At 32.2% G+C, this 18,393-nt stretch carries 18 protein-coding genes; all 18 read right to left on the reverse strand.

The features are described from left to right. Positions 1-125 precede the first annotated feature (125 nt). The 18 genes from CW736_RS00530 to CW736_RS00615 all read right to left on the reverse strand — a co-directional run bounded on the left by CW736_RS00530 (position 126) and on the right by CW736_RS00615 (position 18,391). A complete protein-coding gene (locus CW736_RS00530; RefSeq protein WP_101012057.1) occupies positions 126-1,613 on the reverse strand; it encodes a hypothetical protein in 1,488 nt (495 codons plus the stop codon). Next, entirely contained in the window at positions 1,614-2,693 is a 1,080-nt protein-coding gene (locus CW736_RS00535) for a glycosyltransferase family 2 protein (RefSeq protein WP_101012058.1), read from the reverse strand. It abuts the gene before it with no gap. A 100-nt stretch (positions 2,694-2,793) separates the two neighbouring features. Further along, entirely contained in the window at positions 2,794-3,807 is a 1,014-nt protein-coding gene (locus CW736_RS00540; protein WP_101012059.1) for an acyltransferase family protein, read from the reverse strand. Then, on the reverse strand, positions 3,807-4,589 hold the full coding sequence (locus CW736_RS00545; protein WP_101012060.1) for a glycosyltransferase family 2 protein: 783 nt from the start codon (positions 4,587-4,589) through the stop codon (positions 3,807-3,809). Before CW736_RS00545 ends, CW736_RS00540 begins: the two co-directional genes overlap by 1 nt. Positions 4,590-4,593: 4 nt before the next feature. Beyond that, on the reverse strand, positions 4,594-5,430 hold the full coding sequence (locus tag CW736_RS00550; RefSeq protein WP_232735373.1) for a glycosyltransferase family 2 protein: 837 nt from the start codon (positions 5,428-5,430) through the stop codon (positions 4,594-4,596). Between the two features lie 22 nt (positions 5,431-5,452). Next, on the reverse strand, positions 5,453-6,301 hold the full coding sequence (locus CW736_RS00555) for a glycosyltransferase family 2 protein (protein WP_101012062.1): 849 nt from the start codon (positions 6,299-6,301) through the stop codon (positions 5,453-5,455). Between the two features lie 49 nt (positions 6,302-6,350). Next, positions 6,351-7,292: a glycosyltransferase family 2 protein gene (locus CW736_RS00560; protein WP_101012063.1), complete on the reverse strand. Its 942-nt coding sequence runs from the start codon at positions 7,290-7,292 to the stop codon at positions 6,351-6,353. Positions 7,293-7,301: 9 nt separating this feature from the next. Then, positions 7,302-8,138 carry a glycosyltransferase family 2 protein gene (locus CW736_RS00565; RefSeq protein ID WP_101012064.1) on the reverse strand — a complete coding sequence of 279 codons (837 nt, stop codon included), beginning with the start codon at positions 8,136-8,138 and terminating at the stop codon, positions 7,302-7,304. Between the two features lie 123 nt (positions 8,139-8,261). Then, positions 8,262-9,104: a glycosyltransferase family 2 protein gene (locus CW736_RS00570; RefSeq protein WP_101012065.1), complete on the reverse strand. Its 843-nt coding sequence runs from the start codon at positions 9,102-9,104 to the stop codon at positions 8,262-8,264. A 193-nt stretch (positions 9,105-9,297) separates the two neighbouring features. Further along, the gene (locus CW736_RS00575) at positions 9,298-10,170 is read right to left on the reverse strand and encodes a glycosyltransferase (protein WP_101012066.1); all 873 of its coding nucleotides are present in this window, start codon (positions 10,168-10,170) and stop codon (positions 9,298-9,300) included. A gap of 9 nt (positions 10,171-10,179) precedes the next feature. Further along, positions 10,180-10,923 (reverse strand): glycosyltransferase family 2 protein, encoded by a 744-nt coding sequence (locus tag CW736_RS00580; protein ID WP_101012067.1) that lies wholly within the window; start codon positions 10,921-10,923, stop codon positions 10,180-10,182. A gap of 60 nt (positions 10,924-10,983) precedes the next feature. Then, entirely contained in the window at positions 10,984-11,769 is a 786-nt protein-coding gene (locus CW736_RS00585; RefSeq protein ID WP_101012068.1) for a glycosyltransferase family 2 protein, read from the reverse strand. Positions 11,770-11,772: 3 nt separating this feature from the next. Next, positions 11,773-12,531 carry an FkbM family methyltransferase gene (locus CW736_RS00590; protein ID WP_101012069.1) on the reverse strand — a complete coding sequence of 253 codons (759 nt, stop codon included), beginning with the start codon at positions 12,529-12,531 and terminating at the stop codon, positions 11,773-11,775. 259 nt (positions 12,532-12,790) lie between these two features. Next, on the reverse strand, positions 12,791-13,765 hold the full coding sequence (locus CW736_RS00595) for a glycosyltransferase (RefSeq protein ID WP_101012070.1): 975 nt from the start codon (positions 13,763-13,765) through the stop codon (positions 12,791-12,793). Next, complete coding sequence (locus CW736_RS00600) at positions 13,762-14,901, reverse strand: glycosyltransferase (RefSeq protein WP_101012071.1); 1,140 nt, start codon at positions 14,899-14,901, stop codon at positions 13,762-13,764. The genes CW736_RS00595 and CW736_RS00600 overlap by 4 nt, the downstream gene beginning before the upstream one ends. Before the next feature lie 216 nt (positions 14,902-15,117). Further along, positions 15,118-16,500: a hypothetical protein gene (locus tag CW736_RS00605; RefSeq protein WP_101012072.1), complete on the reverse strand. Its 1,383-nt coding sequence runs from the start codon at positions 16,498-16,500 to the stop codon at positions 15,118-15,120. Next, on the reverse strand, positions 16,487-17,434 hold the full coding sequence (locus tag CW736_RS00610) for a sulfotransferase domain-containing protein (protein WP_101012073.1): 948 nt from the start codon (positions 17,432-17,434) through the stop codon (positions 16,487-16,489). The genes CW736_RS00605 and CW736_RS00610 overlap by 14 nt, the downstream gene beginning before the upstream one ends. Next, the gene (locus tag CW736_RS00615; protein ID WP_157810847.1) at positions 17,435-18,391 is read right to left on the reverse strand and encodes a class I SAM-dependent methyltransferase; all 957 of its coding nucleotides are present in this window, start codon (positions 18,389-18,391) and stop codon (positions 17,435-17,437) included. Positions 18,392-18,393 lie beyond the last annotated feature (2 nt).

Consider the following 18,393-nt stretch of genomic DNA (forward strand, 5'->3'; position numbering starts at 1 on the left):
GAATTCCCACTTGAACTGCTTAATAATAAAAAGATGTATGGTAGTCGTTTTTCAATAAAGAGTACTTATAGAAATATGGAATTCTATGAGTCATCATAAAAAGAAGAATTATTTTTGCAGCTATCTTAAAAAAATAAAGGGTTAGGTATATCTTTAGTTCTAAAAACATTATTCTTTACTGTAGACCCAATAACCTCTTCTAGATCATTATAAAAACCGGCTCTTTTTTTATCTAGATAAATGACAAGTTCCTTATCTATATAATTTTTGAACATTTCTAAGCCTACAGCATCAATTAATACTGTTTTAACCCCTAATTCCCTTGCCTCAATTGTACAACCAGAATAATTAGTAATATGTAATAAAGAGCACGATAAAACGGTAGGTAATGGAGTATCATTTGGCCGTTGAATGGTATATTTTCCTTTTTCCACTTCATGTTTATTCAAATAGTCTTCAATGAGATAAGACTCTTGAGTATTACTAGGGTGTAACCTGAGCACCCATTTGTGTTTAGATTTTTTTATCAACTTAATAATCTCTGGGGTAAACGTATTCTCTAGAGTAAATAAAGGAAAAGTTTGTAGTGAATATAAAACAACCAGTGCCCTTTCTTGAGGCCCTTCTTGTACTTGTTTATTCTGAATATAAGCGAGCCACGGCTGCCCATAAACTTTTGCAGTAGTACCTACTGGAACTGCCCACCTATTAATCTCTTTTGCAGATTCTTCATCCCAGCACCAGTATTCTTTGGGCATTATAGAAAAACCGTTTTTTGGAACTTTAGTCCAGCTGGCATATGCCATATGTACCTCGGTTTGTGGGCCATGTTGAAAATCTACGCTAGTAATACCCAATTGATTTGCAGCAAACATGCAAGACCACATACTATCAAAACCATAATAACTCACTGCTATAACTTTCTTTGTCTGAGTTTTTATTAAATATTGAGTATAAAAATCAGCATATACTCTAATCTTAGTAGACCAGAGATCTATTTTATTTTCAACTAGCTGATCAGCAACTTTATAAAGACCACATTCAATAAGAAATTGTTTTAATTGATCGAGCCCTTCCACATAGTGAGCTTGTTTGTTTTGGATCCTATTAAAAAAACATAGCAGTTTATATTTTTTATAATGGAAATCTAAATACGGAGTTACTTCCTCAACGGCACTTTGATGATAACAAGGCTCCAAACTCTTTTTTATTTCAAAAGTAAAGGAGTCGTTTTCTAATTCATTTGCGGAGATCATGCTATCAAAAAACCTATTGAAATAGGCGCCCTCGTGTTGCACCTTATGCATATTCAGACTCATAAATAGTAATGCTTTAGAAGTAGTACTTTTAAAGAATCGTTTATAATTTATATAAGACTTCCATAATTGCTTCAGACCATCCAATTTGGAAATACTTGTCTTCTCAGTATGCTGCTCTAGCACAGCCTTGAAACCCTCCTTTTTTAAAGAATGAATAAGCGCGTAGTACAATTTTACTCTTATATGTGGCCAGAAATAAATATCATTATAGACCCATTGATCTACCGGATATCTTTGCTCAATATCTAGAATAAACTTCTTGATTTCCTGAAAATTTGCAACTCCTTTTACCATTTAACCCTTTATATCTCCATGAATGGACAAGAGAATCACCCCTGACTGCTGTAGGTATTCATAAGAATACGCCCTGTTTCTGTAATGCAAAATAATCAGTTCCAGCAACCTATTATTGACCTCATCCATAGATAGTATTGGTTTTGATTTTTTCTTTATCAGACCTTTGGTAGCCTCTTTAAGATTTATGGATACTTTACTGATCCTTATAAGCACCGGACGATCTAGTGTATGTTCTACTAAACTGACGAATAAGCCTTCCACTTCTTGTCTGTAATTTTTAATGTGCCAGGTCTCCAAAGAATCCTTTAAAATAGTATACTCCTTAGGATCACAAAGCAAACCCCATTGGTGATTTAAATTGGCTTTAGTAGTGTTCCGCTTTCGCGAAAGCTCATAATATTCGTGATTCACCTTCTCTAAATGGCTGTGAAAGGCTTGCTTACTTTTAGGATTTCTATAGTTTTTTTCATGCCACTGATGTAAGAGCAGTAATTCTTCTTGATAAAGAACTGTTGCTACTCCTATGCGTTCTAGGCGATCAAACATATCGGCATCTTCGGCACCCCAATTGTGATAGAACTCATCAAAACCATTCAAATCTTGTAGCTTCTGGGTATTAAAAATAGCGCTACCTGTTAATCCCCCAATAAAATCTACTTCGTAGTCCTTGAACTCTTTGGAGACTTCAGCCTCGTCTTCTTTTAAAAAACCATAAGGAAAATTGTAAACAACATCTTCCCTCGCTAATTGCATGGCTTTTTTTATAAATTGAGGATGAACGATACAATCCATATCCAATACCATAAAATAAGTAGTTGTGCTACCCTTCAACACCATATTAATGGCACGTGTTTTATGAAAAAGCTGACCTTGGGTTGGACATAAAATCAAATGTACGGAAGTAAAAGAATTGATTAAAGATCCCAGATCTGACTGATATGACTCTGAACTACCATAATCAACAACGACCAGCTTAGTGGAATCACCTAATTGTGGGACAATAGAGGATAAACTGCGTCCTACCGTTTCTAAATTACGATTGCGATTAGGAATTACAATAGTGATGCTATCAGACATAAAAAAAACGTGTGGTACTATTTATAAAGTCGTAAGATAGGAAAGCTATTTCTATCATAATGATTTGAACGCGTGTGTGTGTGATTTTATTTAAATACTCCTATTTATATCTCAATGCCCTTTTCTCAACAAAGTGCCATGACAGATAACCCATAATTATCGACAGTATGATAGAAAAAATGATGAACTCAACTAGCTCAAATTTAAAATAAAATATTAAAATTTGTTGAATAGGAAATGCATAAATATAAATCCCATAAGATGGATCTCCATATTTACCAAAGCTTGAAACACCCTTAATAGCCGTAAAACCTAATCCCAGTATTACAATTGGGAATAGCACATGTTTGACGACACTATAAAAATTAAAATATAGGGAAGCTGCAAGCAAGATCACCCCTAACCACAGTATCCATTGCTTGTTCCAGTTTTTAAAATCAAGAACTGCCAAGAGCACCCCCGCAATAAAAAAGCCGCCTAGATTAAATAAGGGTAAACCTTGCATACCCAATAGTTTGGAACCCCCAAAACGATCTAGTCCGAATTGAAAAAACACCATCCAAATAAGAAACAACAAGCTAGCTATAATGATGATCTTAACGGGCTTCTTTCTTATCAATAAGAAAAGCATAACTAATAAATAGAGGCTAAATTCATAACGAATAGTCCATAAAGAGCCATTGATAGAATGATAAGGTAAATTAGCAAATACTCCATCTACCGTACCTTGAAAACCATAAAGAGATAAATTATTGGGAAGGTAAGTCCAATAACTTAAATTCTCCCCTAAAGGTACAGACCCGTTATATAAAATGGGAATGATTAAAATAGTCAAGAACAACACCACAAACAAAGCCGGGAAAAGTCTTAAAAATCGTTTCTTCAAATAATCCCAAATGCCAGAGCTGCGTACCAAACTTTTATAAATAAAATAACCGCTGATTACAAAAAAACCAGCTAGTCCTATATCTGAAAAACTGAGTTGGCCATTGGTATAATTCACCAACCATTCCTGATCAGCTATACCTAGTAGCGCAAAAGAATGCGAGATTAAAACGAACAAGGCAAATACAAACCTTAGAAAATCGAAGTTGTTATGATGTCTTTGAATCATTAAAACTTTTTAGGCTTGTTGCTCACAAAGGATAGCACGTAAAAAAAACGTTTCCACACATAATATATATCAGAGATTAAGTTCTTAAACGCGCGGTAAAAGCCCATAATTAAACCGTTGAAAGCTGACTTATAGTAAACATCTTGATGCCATAGTTGGTAATTCCCTATAAGGTCATTTTTAAATCTAAAGAACAACTGTTGTTTAGTGCGTTTGATCTCATAATTAAAAATAGCGGGTACCAAATCAATCTCGTAGCCGTGTTCTAAGACTCGTTTGGACCATTCCTTATCCTCAAAAGTAGCTACCTCCTCATTAAAGGGATGCTTTTCCCAAACCTTTTTATTAAAGGCAGATCCTGAAAATATCAATCCTGCTCTATTAGGATCTTCTTTTGAACTTAGTTTATTGATATAATTTTTATAATCATTTGAATTATGAAGGCACCGTACTCCTGCTAGATTTTTATTCTTCTCAAACGCCATTTTTATCAATTTGAAAAAATCATGACTGACTGGATAAGAATGAGCGCTAAAGATCACTACAATATCACAAGAGGCTTTTTGAGCAGCAAAGTTCGCACTGCCACCATAGCTAAACTTTTCAATACTTTCAAAGCGAGCTTTATAACTGGCTGTCACTTCCTCACTTTTATCTGTAGACAGGTTATCAATGACTACAATTTCAGCAATATCATCAGCATAGCGTTCTCTTAAGTTTTTGAGTAAAAAACCTAATGCCTTATCCTGATTTTTATTACGTATGACTACAGAAAGCTTCATGGTATTATTTTAAACTATTTCTTAATATGGCAATTGGTTTTAAAAAGATTTTTGAAAATTTCAAAAATTTATTGTTTTTTAAACGTATTTCTGAGGCGCGATGTGTGCGTATGTTGTAAAACATAACTGATACAAAATTATCGAAATCCTTAATATAAAGTTCCTTATGTTTCTTAATAATATATTCTTTATTATCCTCAAAGTGGTTTTTTATGGTATTCACCAGCATGGACTTTTTTGCCTTGCGATAAAAGAATAAAAATTCAGGAATGATTGCATAAGAACTACCTAGTTTAGTCGTAGAGATCCAAAACTCCCAATCTTCAAATCCGTTTTTCATCGCCTCATCATAGCCCCCTACCTCAGTCCATAACGATTTTCGATATAACGATGTAGCAACTAATTGATTTTGATAGAGTAGATTTATTACGTTGTTTCCTTTGGGTTTTAATTCATCTATGACATTAGAAATATTATTGATAAAAATCGCAGTATAACAAGAAACGATTCCTATACTTTCATTAGAATCCAGTATTGGAACTAACTTAGTTAGGTAATCTTCATGCAATAAATCATCCGCATCTAATGGCAAGATGTAGGTTCCAGTTGCCGTTTTAATTCCGCTATTACGAGCACTGGATAATCCGCCATTTTCTTTAAAAACATATTTAAATCTAACATCTTTTTTACACCACTTTTGTGCTACTCTTGCCGTATCATCTGGGCTGCCGTCATTTACAATGATACATTCCCAATTCTGATAGGTTTGATCTAAAACAGACGCCAAACTTACATCAAGAAAATGTGCCTGCTTATAGCAAGGAACAATAATTGAAACCATAGATTGCTTTATATTCATCTAGTTAACTCCATAGGTTTTTCACAAATCTAAGAGGTTTTAAGAGAAATGAGCCTAGACGGTAATCTTTACTTTTCTGCATATTTACAATCGAATTTCTTAATTTATTATTTTGATTGATCATTTGTAGGTATACCTTTTCCGAATTTACAAGGTATAAGTCTTGATGCTTTCTGTAGATCGCTTTTCTTAGTTCTACATCAAACTGAGCTACTGCTACTTGATCACGAGAAGTGTTTTTAATTCTATAATAAAACAACACCTCTGGAATAATATGCATTTTCCCATTATTCTTTAAAATAGAGATCCAAAACTCCCAATCTTCATAACCATTTTTAAAATTAGTATCATAACCACCTACCTTTTTCCAGCATGACCTTCTAAACATACCAGAAGCGATGCCATTATTTTTTACTAAAAAATTAGTAACGCCACCACCCAGAGGCTCAATAACATCTTCTATGAATTTGTTACTCCTATGCTTTTGATAAAAACAACAAACCGCCGCCGTTTCTTTGTCCTTTTGAAGAATTATTAATGCTTTTTCAATAAATGTAGGTTCAAAATGATCATCTGCGTCTAAACTTAGAATATGTCTAGTTTCGGCTAACTCAATAGCATTATTTCTGGCGATCGCAACACCTTGATTATTTTGAAACACCAGTTGAATCAAAGGATTATCTAGCGACTTAAGAATGTCTTTTGTCTCTTGCTGTGATCCATCATCAACTATGATGATTTTTTCTGGTAGCACAGTTTGATGTAACACAGAGTCTATCGCTTGTGTTATATAAAGTCCATCGTTATAACAAGGTATAATAACAGTTACATCGCTTTTTAGGCTATTTGACATGATAAAACATATATTTAAGATTCACCTTGGACTCTATTAAATGATTCAACTATTCTAATCCTTTACGCACATATTTTACCAACTGATAACCTTTACCTGTTAGGTAGGAAAGTGCCATAGCCATAGGATATAAAACACCTTTAATCCCGTTGTATTTTATTAATAAAGAGGTTGCGCCCGATATATTTTCTGGCCATTGTTTTATGGTTGCTAGTTTAAAAGACAACTGTATATAACATGACAGCAACCATTTCAATAAAGACTTAGGTGCTATATCCTTCAAATATAAAGCAGTAATATAATAAAGCTCTGCGTTCATTTTGTCTACAAAAAGTGAATCTTTGCGCGCTTTCACCACAAAACCATCATCGTGAATTCTCCTATGACTTAAAATTTCATTGATTAAATAACCATTTTGAGTAAGTAAAAGTAATTTAATATTGTATTGATACTCACTTGCTTGATCTCTAATACTACCAGCAAACTCTATCTGGTCTGCAAAGATTCTCTTTACTAATAAATCATTTGTAATCCATGCTGTTTTGAACGTAGCAAATAAAGTAGCACTAAGTTTTATATTATCTCTATCGATCTCATATGGCCGTTCTAAAAGGCCGGTAGTGTCAAAATTGATACAATCCCCTACTACAAAATCGTACCCTCCCTCTTCTAGATGCTTCATGCTTGTCTCTAAATGCTGTGGCAGCATGACATCATCACTATCAAAAAACTTAATATGCGAACCTTTAGAAAGTGAATAACCAAAATTCCTGGAATGATTAGCTCCTTTGGCAATATGCGCAGGCCTTTTTACATAGATAAACCGATCATCTGCTTTCTCAAAAGCAGCTGCTATTTCCTCTGTATGATCTGTAGATCCATCGTCTACTATAATGCATTCAAAGTCTGTATAGGTTTGATTTTGGATGGACTTTAGTGTCTCTTCAATATATGTTGCTCGATTGTAGGTAGCGATAATGATGGAAATCATAGGTTCTTTTTAATTGGACTTGAATATGTTTTTCAGTCGTTCTAGGAGGGTAATAATGGAATGACTGCATTTAAAGGAAGTGCTGTTTTTAATTCTTTGATTTTCCTTCTTTAACCTATTATTTTCTTTTATAAATTCTTTAAAAAAATAGGCGCTATGTTGCTCATAATCTTCTCGATATTTATAAAATAGTTGCATGCGTAATTCAAGGTCCTTGCGCTCTGCACGATCATTTCTGGAGGCATCTGTATCTGTGTAATTAAAAAGTACTTCTCTTACGACTCCGTAGGCATAACCCAGCTTTAAGATCCGGATATTTAAATCCCAATCCTCATACCCCAACTGCATTTCTTCATCATACAGCCCAGCTTCTATGATGGCTTTCTTTTTAAATAGCAAGCATGCAATAGCGCCATTACGTATCAAACAAGATTGGAAGCTTATTGGTTCAGGAATGTAAGGCAGTACCTTTTCACCCTTAACCACTCTCGTATAGCCACACATTACAGCTCCTAGATTCTCATTTTCAGAAAATTTAATAAGTGCTTTTTCCACAAAACTAGGCTCAAAAAAATCGTCCCCATCTAAGGTGAGTATATAAGTTCCTAATGCTTTTCTAATAGCATTGTTTCTCGCCACACCAACACCTTGATTCTCTTGATTGATGATAACCATCTGGTTGTGTTGTAACTGGTAGGCATTAAGCACCTCAAGAGAAGCATCAGTAGAGCCGTCATTGATCACAATAATTTGGTCTATGACTACGGTTTGTTGTAAGAGACTATCCATTGCTCTACCTATGGTAGATTGGGCATTATAACAGGGAATAATAGCAGATACAAGCATAAAACAAAATTAGCCTTTTTAATAGGTATACTTATTATAATTGTTCCGCTTTCGCGAAACTTCTCCCAAATTCACTTCGGGAAGCGAAATAAACACCCATCTATGGATTCGATCTACTCCATTTTATAAGGAACGTTTTTTTCTTAAAATGAAGGAAAGAAGGGAAATGAATTTATTCAATATCTTGAGTAATGTTTTATTAGTAGTGATCAGACCTATTTGTGGATGCACCAAATCATAAATAGCTGCTTTACTATTGTTCTCCTTTATTAATGCATCATAGTTAGAGTCATAAAGATCATAATGATCTAATAAAACTGTTTTGATCTCTTGTTTTCTTAGCTCCGTAAAATCTGCCGAAGTAGAAATACCACCTTCATAAAAATTAGAAATGGTAAGGTCTATTTTTTGATAAGAAACATGCTCCGCACAAATCACATTTAAGAAAAATGCCCAATCAGATACTATCTTTAAATCGGTGCGGTAATGGCCGTAAACATCAAAGAGTTCTTTTTTAATAAATGTCGCTGGATGACCTAAGGAAGTGTTTTTAAAAAAATTAAAATCCAACTCACTAGGGTAACGATGTATAAAGCTAGGTCTATCTTCTCCTATGATGTATAAATCGCCGTATACTATTGCTAAGCTTGTATTTAAATAAGGTTGCACCTTACTTAAAACATCATTGCTGTATAAGGTATCCCCACTATTCAAAAAAAGCAGGTAGTCTCCTGTTGCTTTTAGAATCCCTTTATTCATAGCGTCATACACCCCATGATCCGGTTCACTGGAGTAAAAACTGAAGTTGTTTTTATAGGACTCCATAAGTTCTTTACTAGCATCAGTACTGCCGCCATCTATAAGTATATGCTCATAGTTGGTCGCCGTTTGTTCTTGGACGCTTTTAATAGTGCGCTCGAGACCTTGGACGTCGTTGTAGTTGATGGTGATGATGGATATTCTCATAAGAATAGAATTGTCTATAACATCTCTCTTACAGAGGTAATAGCTTTAGTATTATGGGCTTTGTAGGTAGGGTATTTCAATATCTTTAATAAAACAGCATCTGTAAAATAAGTGCTGTTGAATGTTTTGATCTGAAAAATTGATGTAGCTTTTAATGCAAAATATGCTTATAATAGAAATTAAGTTTATTAAATTATACAATAATCTTCTTTTTGATTTTGGCATAATATAATCCTAAAATAGTATTTCTATAAAGGTATTCTTTTTTAAATTTAAAATGAAGATGCCAAAAAGAAGATCCACCTATCTTTCTAATAATTTCATACACTTCACTGACTCCTGCTTTCTGATTAACCATAGTAGCTTGATTATCGTGTAATCGAAAGGAGATTAATTTTTCTGTAAGAAAACCAACTTTTCCTGCTTTCATGGCTCTATACCAAAATTCAATATCTAATGCTTGCTTAAGCTCTTGATCAAACAATCCTACTTTTTTGAAAACCGACTTTCTAATAAGAGTTGTCGGAGGTTCTCCTATTTTATTATGAGGTTCAGATAGTAAATTTTCATCTCCTAACAATATCTTCCCTTTTACAACAGACTGATCTTTAACGGTTACAACAGACCAATATGAAATTAAATTACCAAATGACTGTACCCAATGCAAATGAGATTCTTTGTTATCGTCGTAAATTATATTCCTGTCAGAGGTAACTAGAACGATATCATTATCCTTATTTGCTAGGGCGACCATTTTTGAAACACAAGTAGGGTGTAACAAATCATCTTGAAATAAAAACTTAATAAACGTACCTTGAGAATTTTCGACACAATTATTCCAATTTGCTCCTATACCGCTAGGTTTGTGGTTCATTATGGTAACAGGAGACTGGCATCTCTTCTTAAATGCTTTAAGAATAATTAAAGTATCGTCCTGTGAATTATCATCACTAATGATGACCTCTATGTTATTGTAGTCTTGAGTTAAGACAGAATCTAATGCCTCTTGAAGAAAGGCGGCACCATTATAGGTAGGTATGCATATGGAAACTAGTGGTTGATTCATGAATGTACTTTATTTGTTTTTAAAAATTGAAACCTTTTTGATATTAATTTTAAATCTACCATAATAGTATTTTATTAAATCGATAGTTTCAAAGTTACTTTTAAAAACAGAAATTTTTTCCTGTTGAAAAATCAAGTCATTATTTAAGCTACTAAATCCTCCATCAGCATAATTTGAAATTGTCAAATCTGTATATTGTTTAGTAATAGACTTTTTGCAGAACCAGCGTATATTATGATCATAATCAGAATGAATTTTATATTTTAAATTAAAATTACCGATTTTATCAAAAACACTTTTGTGTAGAAATATAGCCTGGTGACATATATTTTTTGACATTAGCTTTTTAATCGTAAACTCTCCATCATAAAGACCATTAAATCGAGTACTAAAAACATTGCCGTAAATAACGTCTGTTTTTTGCTTACTTATCGCTTCAGCTACATTCTTTAAAACTTTATCGTCATAAAAAACATCATCGCTACCTAAAAAAAATAAGAACTTTCCTTGGGAGATTTTAACTGCTTTATTCATAGCGTCATAGATTCCAGCATCCTTTTTTCTGAAAATTTTTATTTGTGGATTGCCCTCAGCATACGTATGAGCTAATTCAAAAGTATTATCACTTGAAAGACCATCCATAATTATCACCTCATAATCATGAAAACTTTGTTCTAAAACACTATCCAGTGCTTTAGAAAGTAGTTTTTCAGCATTGTAAGTAGGAATAATTATCGTGAAAAATGGCTTCATGGTAAGTCAAAATTGATCTTTTTGCTCAATAAGTAAGAAGTTCTATTAATTGAACGCTACTTATTTCAAATAATTAGGTTTATTAAACTTCACAATATTAACGATTCTTAAAACCTTAATAAATATTCTTTGGGAATACTTCATATTTTTTAAATGTTTATCTATCGAAAATTTTACTTCCCTTAGATACTTTTCCTTATCACTAGACTTTTGACCTGGCCTAATTCTAAAAGCTGCTAATTGTTTTTTGGTACAATAGAGCGTTTCAAATTCAAAAAACCTTAACCATAGATCAAAATCAGCTGCTACTGAAAAACTTGAATCCAGTTTACTACCTGCTTTTTCCCATAAGCTTCTTGACCAAAATGTGGACTCTTGCTGAATAAAAGAGAAGTTTTTAATGTATCTAAATAAATAAAAATAATACTTGGAATACACTGGTGCTCTTTGAAAAATTAGCTCTCCATTCTCATTAATTACCGAAGGATAACCTTGAAGCCATTGGATTTTGTTTTGAAAGGCTTTAGCTACATAGAATAAAGAGTCCTCCCACAAAACATCATCACTATTGATCCAGCACATTATATCTCCTGAAGATTTGGAAAACCCTTTATTAAGTGCATCGTACATACCAGCATCCTTTTCACTGACCCAATAAGCAAGTTCTTTTTCATGTTTTTTTATAATGGCTAACGAATTATCAGTACTACCTCCATCCATGATGATATACTCAAGATTTGGATAATTTTGATTTAATACAGACGTGATAGTCTGTTCAATATAATCACCTTGATTGTAATTTGGTGTTACTACCGTTATTTTAGGGTATTCTTTCTCGTCAACCACTTTTTATATATACTTATTATATGAAAACTCTTTACTATCAACAGGTATGAAAAACGTGTCCATTTGCCAAAACGAATTATCATATTCTCTCAACATCAAATCCACCATTTCAATGGGTGCAAACCCTAGTTTCTCCATATAAGAACACATATCCCAAAAACGAAGACTGTCATGGGTTAATTTATAATTATAGGTTTCAATAATTACTAAGCTAGCATCCTTTATAGTGTTTTTTGCACCTTCTAATATTGGTGCTTCAAAACCATGAGTATCTAATTTAAGTAAATAAGGACCTTTTAAGTTACGCCTTTCTAATTCGCTATCAATAGATACAACAGGCACCTCGATACAGTTTTGCTCCAACTTAGTTTCTGAAGCTAATCCACCAAATGGATTTTCATTATCAAAAAAGATCTTCCCATCTCTTTTTCCTGCCGCTGCAAGTACGTAATCCCCTTTTGTGAATTCTCGTTTAAAGAGATCTAATCCATCTTTATGGATTGATTGCGCCTCAACTAAAAAGTAATTAGCATCAGGTAATGATTTCATACATGCTCTGGACCATCTTCCATCAGAAGCACCTACATCAATTACTGTAGAAACCTTCACGCCTCTTTTCATACAACGTTCTAAAGCACCCTGCATATTAAAAGCCCTATTTACCTCAATAGGCATAGATGGTCGCTCTTTTTTTGGTTGCTTTTTTTTGTGCAAAGAATAACCTAAAATACTGAAGGTTTTTTTTAAAATAATTTTGATCATGGCGATTTTTAATTAAATACAATTCATTAAGGCAACAATAAGTTATTTGTTTAATTTTATTTACGATTTATTATTTGCAACAGATTGTAAATAAATTGAGTAAGAAACATCTTTCAAGTTCAGAACGTAAGTCCTAATATTTTACCTCTTCTAAGATATGAACAACCTAACTTTATTTTTTAATAATTTAAACATACAAGGTTATTAAATTTGTTTAAAGTCTTATAAAAACTTTTCTAAGTAAACTGATCATATGATTTTATTTTAAAGAAAAGTTTTTAATTTTTTGATAAGTCCTGATAATCATAAACAAATCTGGATAGAACTTAAATCTAGAACCTAAAGCTAGCTGTATATATTCTTTCCACCTTGTATCTTTTTCATAAAAATATTTCACTCCTTTTTTAAAAATCTGAAAATCCTGCAAAATAGATGAACGAATACCCTCATTTCCTTTGACATAAACTATAAAGCGATCGTATAAATTTAAAATAGGCTGCGCCTTTGAATGTCCTTCAAATAATTTCTCCAAATAAGTATCTTCAAGCCTATTAGCTGTTATAAAATGATAGAATTTCAATTCCTTTAGATACCATAATTTATAATTCATCAATAAAATCCATTTGCACATTTCACTATCTCCTCCAGAGTTCAATTGTTCACCTTTTCTATCTGAAAGTAATGATCTGTACTTTACCTTTTCTAAGTTTAACAAAATCTCTTTTCTGATAACCAACCCTGCTCCCCATAGGTAACCTCTGGTTGAAACGTCACCGCTATGAATGCTTTGCTCCCCAACTGCATAACTAGTTTTCTTCATGTCCCACCACTCAGGCGCAGCACTTTCTAAAACACCAATAGATTGCCCTCCTAAACCACCCACCTCTGGATGCTCTTGCATAAAATCATAAGCTATTGACAAGTAATCTTCTTGCAACCAATTATCATCATCACAAAAAACCACTAGATCTCCTTTACTTCTGTTTACACCTTTTTTTCTTGCATGAGATAAACCAGGCGTTGGCTCTGATATTATATTTAAATTAGTAGTGATTTCTAATTGATCCCAAAACTGTCTAGCACTTATTACAGTTTCATCAGAACAATTATTATCTACTAAAACAATTTCGTGTTCAAACCTATGATCTGTCCTCTGGTTTGCTAGATGCTTCAATGTTTCAATTATCACATTTTGGCTGTTGTAACAGCAAACTATTATTGAAATATTAATCATTCGTTAAATATTAGGTCATATAATTCCTCTCCAGCATCTACACTATATCGCTTTAAAGTATATTCAAAAGCCTCTTCACCTACCTTCTTCCAATTATCTTTATTTTTCCAAGCTCTTTCCATTGCTATATCAATATTTTTTATTGAAGGTGAAGCTGCCAACCATCCAGTAACTCCATCAATTAAAACTTCAGATATACCTCCCACGTCATTGGCAATTGCCGCTCTACCACAAAGATGAGCTTCTACTAATGACAACGGTGTTCCCTCACTTATGGATGGTGATATCATAATATGATTTTCACTCCATATCTTTTCTACTGAATCACAGTAACCTTTTAGTTTTACTTTCTTTATTAAATCATATTTTATAATAAGGTTATTCAAATAGTTTCTATCCTTACCAGTTCCATAGAGTTTGCATTCCCAGTCTCTCAACTTCCATTTATCTTGACTTAAAACCTGCAATAATAAATCTTGCCCTTTATATTTACAATCTAATCTTGCGACCACCGCAAAACTAGGGGTTTCACTGACCGGATATTTGATAACCTTTTTTTCCTTTAATTTAACAGGATTATTAACTAAGTGAAAATTTGCGCCATTTGAACTTAATAGTTTTTTCGTCAATTCTAAAGAACGTTTAGAAACAAAACAGAATTTATTAATCCTACATAAATATTCATTAGCTTGATTTTTTAAGTTTTCATTTATTGTCTCATTGTCCGATAAATGCTGACTTATTAAACAGACTGATTTATTGAAATGCATTATTTGGCGGAAAATTGGAGAATTAAATGCTGAAAAGGTATCTCCTTGATTGATCAAAACCATGTCAGAGTACGATAACTTTAAATTTTTGATTTTTTGATCAAATGAAAATGATTTTTTTTGAAATATTTTTTGAAAAAAATTAAGTTTTGGCAAGCTACTATTAGGAAGAAAAAAAATACGAGCCCCTAATTTCTTTAAATAATTAACATTCTCATGATCTTCAGGCCACTTTTTAAGAAAAACGTAAACATTAACTTCACTTTTTAATGCATACACAGCAGTTTTAAACCATAACTCCTCACTCCCTCCCCATGGTAAACCTTCCATTAGTGAAATTACTACTAGTTTTTTTTTTTCTCCCATAACTATAAATTAAACATTTAAATTGGCAATATTTCATGTTAATACAACTTAATTTAAGCGATCGATTTTACTTAAAATAGATATCATTTTAATTCTTTCAAGTCTACTTATAAAATTCAATTTGATAAATAAATCTATTAATTTAACTTTTACTGTTACATAAATCAATCTATAGAAAGACAAACTTTTAAAGTCAAAAAAAAAGCGAAATCTTATTTATTTAATATTTGAAACTATAAACCTATATAAATCTTGAACATTACCTTTTGGTAAAAAGTCTTGTATAAATGCGGTCTTTTTAGAACGTAATTCATAAATATCTTCATGTGACATTTTCAACGCTTGATTTAAACTAATCACTAGTTGTTCTGAATTGAAACCAGGTAGAGCACAACCATAATCCACAAAAGGTAAAACAGGCTTACTACTAGCAAAATGCGCATGAATACATGGTAAGTCGAAAAATAAAGCTTCTGCTCCCGCTGTACTATCTTCTGTTATCAAAACGTTAGTTTTAGCAAACAATTCATAAATAGATTCTGATGAAAATTTTACACGATCTTCAAAGGGTAAAACCAATTTCTCGTAACTCTTTACATCATCCATTGGATGTAATTTCATCGTTAGAGTTAGCTCACGGTTAACTTCCATAAAGTTTAAAATCACATTTAATATGGAAATACCTTCAATGTGATTTCTTGTTGGTGAATAACATTTTATAGGCCTGTGTGGTCTAGTCAAAAATAATATAGTGTTTTTAATTCCTGAGGTTCTATTGATAAGTGAATTATCTATAAATATATTGCCTAAAACTTCTATTTTTTTAGGTGAAAAATTAGAATATATTTCGTAATGCTCCTTCCTTTTATTTCCCCAAACTCCTACATAATCAGCATAACAATCGTCTAGATAATATTGCTCACAATCCAAACCATGCTGATAAGTGAAGGTTGGAATTTCATGCTTTTTAGCAGCTAAAACATAATTAATAAACGGAGGATGATTATCTGAGTGGACATATAAAGCAGAGGGTTTGCTGTACAACAATTCTTTTTCAGCCAATGAAGTGATTTCAATAGCACCGAAAATCTGTAATCTCAACAAATCTATGTCCTCTTCAATTAAATTGACATCTAAAACTTTTAATGCTTTTAAAACCGATTCATGTAAAGTCTGAGACCACTCTTCATTATTATGATAATCAAAGCCTTTAACCACATCTTTTATTTTAAAGTCGTTGTTAATATACTTAGAAATTACCCTTACCTTTTTCTCTTTTCTTAATTCCTTGATTAATTCTAAAGTGTGTGCAGCAGGAAAAGGAATGAAGATTACTTTTTGTTTAAAGATTCTGCTTTTCGAATATTTGCCTTGAGATATAAATGGCTCGTAATACACTGGATAACTTTTGAACTCATCTTTATAAACAAGTTCTTCACCATAGTCAATTTTATATTTTATTCTTAATGAGCGACCTATTTTATCCCACAAATAAAACCGAATAATTTGACTATAATCGATACCATTATAGACTGGACAAAAATTAATTGCTTTGTGCCAATGACATGTAATATCATATGCATGTTTATTTAAATTCATCCAACCAATTTAGATTTTTTTCATAACCATGCATTATCAATGCATTACCTGCAATTTCATTAAAAAGTATAGCATCGTCTTTAGTGAAATAGTTCTTCCAATCACCAGTAACACCTTTTCTTACATGTGCGTTTACTTTTTGCTCACCCAATTCTCTTCCTTTTGACATTATTTTAAAACTACCTGCTCTTACACTATTGTCAATTATACTTTGATTAAAACGAACATTAAGAAAAGAGAAGCATTCTTTTAAGATCAAAGAAGGATTCTCCAACATGTTCTCATATCTTATTATTTTAATGTTATGATGAAGTTTTGCTTTTTCAATTATTTCTAATGTTTGTTTCCATTCATTCGCCCATTGGACAATTTCTTTATCTTGGAAAAAACGCCTCAAATCATTAGTATTATTGTTTAAAAATATATCTCGCCTTTGTTTTTCAAAATCAGATAAATCTTCAGAAATTTTTATTTTATTAAACCAATGAAATACTCCGCTGGTAATAACATCGCGACCATCTCTCAGTAAAAAAATTATTTTTGCTTTAGGAAAAAAATTATTGATTTGATCTAAAACAATATTTGAAGTATTTAAATATGGGGTTATTTTATCAATTGTTACTTTTTTACTACGGCTTTTTTTTTCCTCCTTAATCAAACCATTTATTAAGTTTTTTGTCAAACTTTGTTTTCTACTTTGATCAAGACCGTGATGTAGGAGCATACTATTTACATACTTATCCAGAGTTACTCTTAATCTAGGATTAGAGTTCCCTTCATCTAAAATGAAATCTGCATAATCTCCAAATAATCTACGCTCAATACAATTGACATCTTGATGTACGTTGAGCATTTTATTTAACCATGTTGTTCCGGAGCGTGGCGCAGCAATAATAAAATGATTATTCTTAATACTTTTGTTGTTAAAGAACATCTATCCTAGGAGTTTATTGAGTAATACTTTTAATTTCTTCTTTACACTATTGCGTTTCTCCTCCTTTGCTGGAAGAATTCTTTCTATAAATAACTTAGCCTTTTGATCAACTATAGATGGAGTTGAATAAGTAACTTTATTATACTTATTGGCTTTTTTACAAATCACACCCATTGCTGGGGTCAAAGCTGGAAGTCCTTCAGTATAAAAATCAATAACTTCAAGTCCGCATAGATTTAACAACAATTTTAAAGTAGTAGAGTCATAAGATAAAACATGGCCTAAATGAATTGCTCCTAGACCTTTTAAATTATCGCTCATAATATTAGGTACTTCAATGTATAAAACACTGCTTTCATGCATCATGCTTTTTAAGCTTTCTACAAATTCCTTTGGACTTAAGATATGCTCTAAAACATGAGTAGTCGTAATAATGTCAAACTTAATATTTGGACTTTGTTTTACGAACTCTTGGTATCCTCCTAAAAAAACTTCTCCCCTCAGTTGACCCTTAGCATAATTACCAAATCCATTACTCGGTTCTATTCCTTGAGTTTTTATAGATGGATAACTATCTTCTATCAACTTTAATAATGTTCCTTCCGCACAACCTACATCTAAAATATTATTAGCATGGTTTAAATAATCATTTAATACTTTATATACAAAATTAGCTCTAGGGATAAACGGACCGTTAGCAATATAGTGGCTTGTAGGTACATCAATGGACTCATAAAAATTTCTATAATGATTTTTATAAAAACCAACCATTTCTTGTTCTGTTGGTCTAGGGTTTATATGTATCAAACTACAATTCTTACAAATTACAGTTTGGACACCCATTTGATATCTATCATTATCGTATAATTTTTTAAGCCTATTTGAATCACATAAAGGACAAGTTACCTTTTCTTTATGCATACCTTTATAGAATGTATTTGCAAAATCCTTTACCACAA

The organism is Nonlabens sp. MB-3u-79 (assembly GCF_002831625.1).
Lineage (GTDB): Bacteria > Bacteroidota > Bacteroidia > Flavobacteriales > Flavobacteriaceae > Nonlabens.

What these genes read in the sequence shown, in the direction of transcription:
- CW736_RS00530 (WP_101012057.1), bottom strand. Translation starts at nt 1,613, where the DNA reads ATGGTAAAAGGAGTTGCAAATTTTCAGGAAATCAAGAAGTTTATTCTA.
- CW736_RS00545 (WP_101012060.1), bottom strand. Translation starts at nt 4,589, where the DNA reads ATGAAGCTTTCTGTAGTCATACGTAATAAAAATCAGGATAAGGCATTA.
- CW736_RS00575 (WP_101012066.1), bottom strand. Translation starts at nt 10,170, where the DNA reads ATGAATCAACCACTAGTTTCCATATGCATACCTACCTATAATGGTGCC.
- CW736_RS00535 (WP_101012058.1), bottom strand. Translation starts at nt 2,693, where the DNA reads ATGTCTGATAGCATCACTATTGTAATTCCTAATCGCAATCGTAATTTA.
- CW736_RS00540 (WP_101012059.1), bottom strand. Translation starts at nt 3,807, where the DNA reads ATGATTCAAAGACATCATAACAACTTCGATTTTCTAAGGTTTGTATTT.
- CW736_RS00600 (WP_101012071.1), bottom strand. Translation starts at nt 14,901, where the DNA reads ATGGGAGAAAAAAAAAAACTAGTAGTAATTTCACTAATGGAAGGTTTA.
- CW736_RS00555 (WP_101012062.1), bottom strand. Translation starts at nt 6,301, where the DNA reads ATGTCAAATAGCCTAAAAAGCGATGTAACTGTTATTATACCTTGTTAT.
- CW736_RS00590 (WP_101012069.1), bottom strand. Translation starts at nt 12,531, where the DNA reads ATGATCAAAATTATTTTAAAAAAAACCTTCAGTATTTTAGGTTATTCT.
- CW736_RS00595 (WP_101012070.1), bottom strand. Translation starts at nt 13,765, where the DNA reads ATGATTAATATTTCAATAATAGTTTGCTGTTACAACAGCCAAAATGTG.
- CW736_RS00565 (WP_101012064.1), bottom strand. Translation starts at nt 8,138, where the DNA reads ATGCTTGTATCTGCTATTATTCCCTGTTATAATGCCCAATCTACCATA.
- CW736_RS00605 (WP_101012072.1), bottom strand. Translation starts at nt 16,500, where the DNA reads ATGAATTTAAATAAACATGCATATGATATTACATGTCATTGGCACAAA.
- CW736_RS00580 (WP_101012067.1), bottom strand. Translation starts at nt 10,923, where the DNA reads ATGAAGCCATTTTTCACGATAATTATTCCTACTTACAATGCTGAAAAA.
- CW736_RS00570 (WP_101012065.1), bottom strand. Translation starts at nt 9,104, where the DNA reads ATGAGAATATCCATCATCACCATCAACTACAACGACGTCCAAGGTCTC.
- CW736_RS00610 (WP_101012073.1), bottom strand. Translation starts at nt 17,434, where the DNA reads ATGTTCTTTAACAACAAAAGTATTAAGAATAATCATTTTATTATTGCT.
- CW736_RS00560 (WP_101012063.1), bottom strand. Translation starts at nt 7,292, where the DNA reads ATGATTTCCATCATTATCGCTACCTACAATCGAGCAACATATATTGAA.
- CW736_RS00550 (WP_232735373.1), bottom strand. Translation starts at nt 5,430, where the DNA reads ATGGTTTCAATTATTGTTCCTTGCTATAAGCAGGCACATTTTCTTGAT.